The organism is Pedococcus sp. 2YAF34 (genome assembly GCF_052114585.1).
Lineage (GTDB): Bacteria > Actinomycetota > Actinomycetes > Actinomycetales > Dermatophilaceae > Pedococcus.
This window is the reverse complement of the sequence record NZ_JBFRFA010000065.1, coordinates 1-6,777: the sequence shown is the minus strand read 5'-3', so window position 1 is coordinate 6,777 and position 6,777 is coordinate 1. Positions and strand designations below refer to the sequence as shown.

6 protein-coding genes and 1 pseudogene are annotated in these 6,777 nt (G+C 73.4%); 2 read left to right on the top strand and 5 right to left on the bottom strand.

The genetic code is table 11. The annotated features are described in order from the left end of the window. Window positions 1-240: 240 nt before the first annotated feature. The 3 genes from AB4Z02_RS18695 to AB4Z02_RS18685 all read right to left on the bottom strand — a co-directional run bounded on the left by AB4Z02_RS18695 (window position 241) and on the right by AB4Z02_RS18685 (window position 2,537). The gene (locus AB4Z02_RS18695; RefSeq protein WP_056881970.1) at window positions 241-1,176 is read right to left on the bottom strand and encodes an endonuclease domain-containing protein; all 936 of its coding nucleotides are present in this window, start codon (window positions 1,174-1,176) and stop codon (window positions 241-243) included. A gap of 225 nt (window positions 1,177-1,401) precedes the next feature. Further along, entirely contained in the window at window positions 1,402-2,139 is a 738-nt protein-coding gene (locus AB4Z02_RS18690) for a DUF3027 domain-containing protein (RefSeq protein ID WP_056881971.1), read from the bottom strand. A gap of 2 nt (window positions 2,140-2,141) precedes the next feature. Further along, window positions 2,142-2,537, bottom strand: coding sequence for a cold-shock protein (locus AB4Z02_RS18685; protein WP_056881972.1), 396 nt, complete (start codon window positions 2,535-2,537; stop codon window positions 2,142-2,144). 190 nt (window positions 2,538-2,727) lie between these two features. Between AB4Z02_RS18685 and AB4Z02_RS18680 the strand changes: the two genes are divergently transcribed. Next, on the top strand, window positions 2,728-4,119 hold the full coding sequence (locus AB4Z02_RS18680) for an MFS transporter (RefSeq protein ID WP_441972851.1): 1,392 nt from the start codon (window positions 2,728-2,730) through the stop codon (window positions 4,117-4,119). Here the strand turns inward: AB4Z02_RS18680 and AB4Z02_RS18675 are convergent. Together AB4Z02_RS18675 and AB4Z02_RS18670 are read right to left on the bottom strand one after the other, a co-directional pair. Then, complete coding sequence (locus tag AB4Z02_RS18675) at window positions 4,071-5,000, bottom strand: aldose 1-epimerase family protein (protein WP_441972849.1); 930 nt, start codon at window positions 4,998-5,000, stop codon at window positions 4,071-4,073. The genes AB4Z02_RS18680 and AB4Z02_RS18675 overlap by 49 nt on opposite strands. Window positions 5,001-5,100: 100 nt before the next feature. Then, entirely contained in the window at window positions 5,101-5,943 is an 843-nt protein-coding gene (locus AB4Z02_RS18670) for a hypothetical protein (RefSeq protein WP_441972847.1), read from the bottom strand. Window positions 5,944-6,120: 177 nt separating this feature from the next. Between AB4Z02_RS18670 and AB4Z02_RS18665 the strand changes: the two are divergent. Further along, a pseudogene (locus tag AB4Z02_RS18665) lies at window positions 6,121-6,777 on the top strand (helicase-associated domain-containing protein); the annotation flags it as partial.

Below are 6,777 nucleotides of genomic sequence, written 5' to 3'. Positions count from 1 at the left end.
GCCGCCGTCCGCGCGCCCTACCCGCCCGCCCGCGCCCGCGCGCCCTGACGCTCGCGCAAAGCGGGTGTCCTTGTGCAACACGGGACTTATTTGTCACGGTTTCGCCGAACGACACCCGCTTCGCGGGCTTCGCGGGCTTCGCGGGCTTCGCGGGCTCGCGGGGCTCGCGGGGCTCGCGGGGCTCGCGAGGCACGACCGTATGGCCCCCTCCCCGCCCTCCTCGACTGCGGAGTGGGGGCGTCAGGCGGCTCGGCGCAGCAGGGCTGTCCTGATGCGGGCGAGCACCCTTTCGGGGTGGGCCAGGTCGTCCCAGGTCAGCCGGACCACCTCGTAGCCCAGCGATCGCAGCCGGTCCTCACGTCTCTTCTCTGCGACGAGCTCGCCCCGGCCCTCTGCGCCGGCGTACTTCACCGCCCCGTCGAACTCGACGACAACCCGTCCGGCCACGAGGAAGTCCACCCGGCCGACGAATCCGCCGAGCTCGTCGCGGACAGTCACCTGCGAGGCCACGGGCAGACCGAGCGCCGAGATGACCAAGCGGGTCCTGCTCTCACCCGGCGACTCTGCACGCGGGTCCATCGCGGCCAGCACCCGTCGGACCCTCGCCCGCCCCCGCAGGCCGCCAAGGAGCCGGTCGGCCGCGGCATGCAGGTCGCTGGTCGTGGTCGATCGTCCATGCAGGGCTGCGTCGGCAGCGACCACCCCGGCCTCGACCGACGTCGAACCGGTCAGGACGACGGCATCCGGGACCGCCAGGGTGGGCAGCCCGTCGACCTCGACCCCGGCAACCATCGACCGGAGAGGCATGACCCGGACGCCCGCCACCGTCGTGGACTGCTGGACGTCACTGCTGAGCACCACCAGTCGGCGGTCGACATGCCACAGGGGCAGCCGGTGGAGAGCCAGCGCTGAGTGGTGGCTGGCCAGCTCGACGGCACCCGCCACGGGCTCCGGCCGCGACCGCATCACCGCCATCACGGTCAAGCGGTACTGCTCGTCGCTGTCGGCCTCGACCCAGCGTCGGCCGTCGACGAACGCCCCGCGCCGCAGCCGGCGCAGGCGTCCGCGGGCGACCGCCACCTGCACGTCATACGCGGAGACGCCCAGTCGGGCGAGCTGGGCGGCACCGACAACCCCACCCTGGGCCGTCATGAGGGCGGCTGCCTGCGAGTCCATCCGTCGACAGTGCCCGGCAGGTCCCGCGGCATCGACATCCGCAGGGCGTGGGCTGTGGACAACGCTGGACAGCGAGTCGTCCTGTGGACGCCGCCGACGCGACAAAGCGGGTGTCGTTCGGCAAACACCGGGCATATAAGTCCCGCGTTGCCGAACGACACCCGCTTTGCGCAGAAGGGGTCGAGGCGCGCGGGGCCGGGTCGACCCGAGGGCGCCCAACCCGGGTCAGACGAGGTCGTAGCTCAGCTCGTCGACGATGGGTTCGCCGGTGTGGACGTGCTCGGCGGGCTCGGCGTCGACCTCGGAGTGGGCGCCGCAGCCGTGGTCAAGACTCACGACGCGACCGTCGGAAGGCGACCAGGCGTTGGCGCACACGCCGAAAAAAGAGCGGAGGGCACCTGCCATCGGCAGGAAGTAGCCGCAGGAGGAGCAGGGTGCGGAGGCCTTCTCGGCGACGTCGGCGTGCGGGCCGTTCTCACCCTCGTACCAGCGCTGCGCCGCGGCTTCGCGACCCTCGGCCGACAGCACGCGCTTGCGGCCGAGGCCGAGCTCGAACGTCGCGAGCTCGTCGACCTCCTCGTCGCCCGTGGCCTCGAACCCGGGCTCGAGCAGCGGGTCGTCCTCCTTGTAGGGGAGCACGTCGCCGGCACCGAGGTCGCCGGGGGCGATGCGGTCGGCGTACGGGAGCCACTCCGGAGAGAGCAGCGCGCCGTCACCGGGGACGAGGTTGGTCTCGCACACCGTGGCGACCTTGCCGCGCGGTACCCGGGCCACGGTGATGGCCCAGCGCCAGCCGGGGTAGGACCGCGCGGTGCAGGCGAAGTAGTGGGTGGCGAGGCGCTCGTCGTCCATCTCCATCCCGAGGTGGTCGCCGACCGTGCCCGACTCGGCGATGGACTCGGCGGCCTCGCGGGCCAGGTCGACGGCGGCGTGCAAAACCAGGTCCCGCTTGAGGGCGGCCATCCTCACGGCTCCAGCTGGTCGGCGAGGAACCGGAGCACCTGGGCGACCTTGGTGCCGTGCTCCTTGTCGAGGCGACGGCCGCGACGAAGGGAGTTGGACGCGCTGTCGAGCAGCTTGATGGCGTCCTCGACGAGCGGCGCGAGGTCCTCGGGCGACTTGCGGCCCTGCTCGCGCTTGCCCGCGGCCACGCTGGGGGCCGGCTCGAGCAGCGTCACCGCGAGCGCCTGGGTGCCGCGGCGCCCCTCGGCCACGCTGAAGTCGACGCGCGTGCCGCCCTTGAGCGTGCTCACGCCCTCAGGGAGCGCGTTGGCGTGCAGGAACACGTCGCTGCCGTCGTCGCCGGAGATGAAGCCGAAGCCCTTCTCCGCGTCGTACCACTTGACCTTGCCAGTGGGCACTGTCCACCTCTACATCGAAAAAGTCTGGGTGCGCTCGGTGCGCATCGCAAGGCTATCTGAGGGTGCCAAATCCTTTCCCGTGCGCGACCGCGTTCGTCCTGCGTATGCCGCCGGGGCGGCCGCTGCGCACGGCTCCCCCGTGCGGGATAACCGGTGTCGGGCTGTCGGTGGGGTGCGGGAGGATGTGCGGGTGAGTGAGTCCTCGACCCCCAAACCTGGCGTGCGCCAGTTCTGGGCCGACCTGCCCGTCCCGGGTCGCTGGCTCCTGTCGACCGTGGCCATCCAGACCTTGGGCCGTGGGCTCACCCTGCCGTTCACCGTCATCTACCTCAACGAGGTCCGCGGCATCTCCCTCGACCTCGCCGGGGCGCTCATGGCGTTCATCGCCGTGGTCGCGCTGGTCGTGACCGGCCCCGGCGGCGCCCTGACCGACCGGGTCGGGGCGCGGCGGATGCTGCTGCTGGCCACGGCCGCCCAGCTCGTCGGGTGCGTGGTGCTGGCCTTCGCGACGACACCGCTGGGTGTGGCCCTGGCGTTCACGTTCCTGGGCTTCAACTTCGGCGTCTCGTGGCCGGCGTTCAACGCCCTCGTCGCCGCCATCACCACGGGGCCTGCGCGCCAGCAGTACTTCGGCATCAACTTCGCCCTGGTCAACCTCGGCATCGGCCTCGGCGGCATCATCGGCGGCCTCTACGCCGACGTGCACCACCCCTCGACGTTCACGGTGATCTTCCTCGCCGACGCCGCCAGCATGCTGGTGCCGATCGCCCTGCTCCTCGGGCCGCTGCGCCACGTCCACGGCCGTGCCGAGAAGCCTGAGGGCACCCAGGGCTCGGGTGGCTCCTACCTCGAGATCGTCCGCAACCCGGTGGTCGTGTGGATCACGGTGCTGACCTTCCTCGGCACGTTCGTCGGCTACGGCCAGATGGAGGCCGGGTTCCCCGCCTTCGCGCGCAAGGTCAGCGAGGTGCCGACGGAGGTCATCGGGTTCGCGTTCGCCCTCAACACCGCGGTCATCGTCGGGCTGCAGTTCGCCGTGCTCCACCGGATCAGCGGCCGGCGCCGCACCCGGGTCCTCACGGTCATGGCCGGGCTCTGGGCCCTGGCGTGGGTGGTGCTCGGCTCGACCGGGTTCGCGCCGGGGACAGCCCTGGCGGCGGCCGGGGTGCTGGCGTTCCACGCGTTCTTCGCCCTCGGGGAGACGCTCCTGCAGCCCACCATCCCGGCGATCACCAACGACCTGGCACCGGACCACCTGCGTGGCCGCTACAACGCGGTGAGCGCCGGCGCCTTCCAGGGCGGCACGATCCTCGGACCAGTGGTGGCCGGCTTCATGCTCAACCACGGGTGGTCCACCGAGTTCGTGGTCATGCTCGTCGTCAGCTGTGGGCTGATGGTGCTGCTCGCCCGGGCCGTCGAGCGTCGCATCACGCCCTTCGTCAACGGCGTGCAGCCACCCCTCACGGCAACCGGTGCGGCCGAGGCTGCCCCCGCTCCGGCACCGGGCCTCGCGGCGACTCCCAGCAGCGTGGCTCAGCCCAGCAGCGCGGGCGCGATGCCCCAGGTGCCCGACCACGACTGACCGGGGTCGAGCACGACCAGGCCGTCGCCGGAGTTGAACGCGTTGCTCGGGCACGACATCGGCTCGACGGCGATGCCACGGACCCCGTCGACCCCGGAGTCGGCGCCCTTGGCGGTGAAGACCTGGGCCCAGTCGAGGCCCGGACCGCCCCAGACCGTGACGTCACCGGTCGCGAGACCGCCGACGACCACACCCCAGGCGCCGCCGTCCCGGGTGCGCTCGAGGCCGGTGTACGCGGTGTCGAGGCTGGTGCTCCCCAGCGCCCGGGGGTGCCGGAAGTCCATCTCCGGGCGGACGGGCGCGGTGCCGGTCGGGATCATCGTGTCGTCGACCAGCACCTCCTGCGCCGCCGGGACGGTCAGCTCGACCTCGGCGAGGGACGTCTCCCCGAGCGCGACGTAGGGGTGCGCGCCGTACCCGAACGGCACGGGGCTGCCCCCGACGTTGACGGCGTGGGCGCTCACCGTGAGGCCGCCGGAGTCCAGGACGTAGTTGACGCTGACGTCGAGGATGCCGTCCCAGCCGGGCTGCGGGTGCAGACGCGCGCGGACGGTGAGCGCCGACCAGTCGTCGGCGTGCCAGTGCAGCTGCCATGGCAACCATCGGACGAGGCCGTGGTTGGCGTTCGACAGGGGGATCTCGGTGATGGCCACCTGGTGGTCGGCACCGGCGAAGGTGTAGCGACCGCCGCGGACCCGGTTCGGCCACGGCATCAGCACCTGGCCGCGGCCGGAGCGGCAGACCTCGTCGGCGGCGTAGCCGGCCACGACGTCGACGCCGCCGACCGTGTAGGTGCGCAGGCCGCCGCCGACCTCGACGACGGTGGCTACCTGGCGACCGTGACGCAGGACCCACTGCTCACCACTGGGAAAGGTGCTCACCCGGCCCACGCTAGCGGCCACCGGTCGCGGCCGCCGGGCAGCTGGCCTCGCCGCCTCGACCACCCTCCCCAGCAACAGCAGTGCGCCGCCGAACCGGCTGTCAGGCCTTGCGCAGCACCCGGACGACGACCGCCGGGCCGCCGGACTTCTTCGCCACGACGAGGACCACGTCACCCTTGGCCGGAGCCGAGCCGGCGCCACGCGTGGTCGAGTCGACGGTGTACGTGCCCACGAAGCCGTCGGCGCTCTTGACCGACAGCGACGAGGCACTCGAGGCCGTGACCGTCCCGCGCTGGACCGTCATCACGACCGTGGTGCCGGAGCTGTCGCGCACCGTCACCTCACCGTGCTGCACCGTACCCAGCGCGCCACCCAGCCGACCTCCGGCGAGGGGGTCGGCGCCCGCACCGCCCATGCCGCGCGCCCCTCCCCCCAAGCCGCGAGTGCCTCCACCCATGGGCATGCGACCCGGCCCCTGGCGGCCGAGCTCGCGCTGGGCTGGTCCGACCTGCTCGACCCATGCGCCCCGGTCGTGTCCCGACCAGGCGCGGACCGCGGCGACGGCACCGACGCCGACCAACCCGAGGACGAGCAGCAGGCACAGCCCCGCGGCCACGACGACAGCGATGACGCCGCCGGTGGTCGAGGTGGCCTGGCGCCACAGGCCCGGTCGTGCCGCACCCGGCTCGGGCACAGCGGGTGAGGGACCGCCGGGCCCGGGGCCGGGTGCGGGGTGGTGGGGACCCGGTGCAGGGGCGCCGTACGACGTGCCCTGGGGCTGTGGGGCGCCCTGGGGCTGTGGCGCACCCTGGGGCTGCGGGCCGGGTCGACCCGTGGGCGGCACGGCGCCGGCCTGCAGCGGCTGCGTGGGCTGCCCTCCCTGGGGCGTGCCGCCGAGCGGCTGCCCCTGGGGCGGGTTGGTGGGTCCTGTCGGTTCCGACATCACGGCTCCTCTCGCGAGCACGAGTCTGGATGGGAAACCTGTGACCGTGCTGGGAACGGGCTGGGACCTCCAGGCGAGCTCGGCACCACGAGCAGGAGGCCGTGGACGGTCGTCGACCGCCCGGCCGAGCGGTGGCGCGGTCGACGCGGCGTCGGCCCCGCGGACTACCGTGGTCCGGTGCCCACTCCGACCCGACCCGCGCCGGTCGCAGCGCGGTCGATGGCCGACGACGTGCGGGCACGCACCGACGCCGAGCTGCACGACCTGCTCCACCGGCGTCAGGACCTGGCCCGCCCGGCTCCCGCCGACCTCTCCGCCCTGGCAGCCCGGGCCAGCACCCGCGCGAGCGTGCAGCGTGCGGTCGACTCCCTCGACCTGGCCCACCTCCAGGTCCTCGAGGCGGCGAGCTCAGCTCCCCAACCCGTGACGGCGGAGGCCCTCGCCGCCCTCCTCGGTGCGACGACGGAGCAGGTGGCCCCCACCGTGGACGACCTCTGGGCACTGGCCCTGCTCTGGCGCAGCCCAGAGGGGCTGCGGGTGGTGCGGACCGTCGGCGAGGTGCTCGTGCACCCGGCGGGGCTCGGTCCGAGTGCGAGCGACCTCGCAGGCAGGCCGACAGCGCCGGACGACGTGGCGGCGCTGGTCGACCAGGCACCGGCGGCAGCCCGCGCCATCCTCGACCGCCTCACCTGGGGCCCGCCGGTGGCGGTCCTGCCCGCCGGCACCCCGGAGCGGGTGGCCACCGGCGCCCGCTGGCTGCTGGAGCACCACCTGGTCGCGTCGGTGGGTCCGGAGCAGCTCGTCCTGCCGCGTGAGGTCGCCCTGGCGCTACGC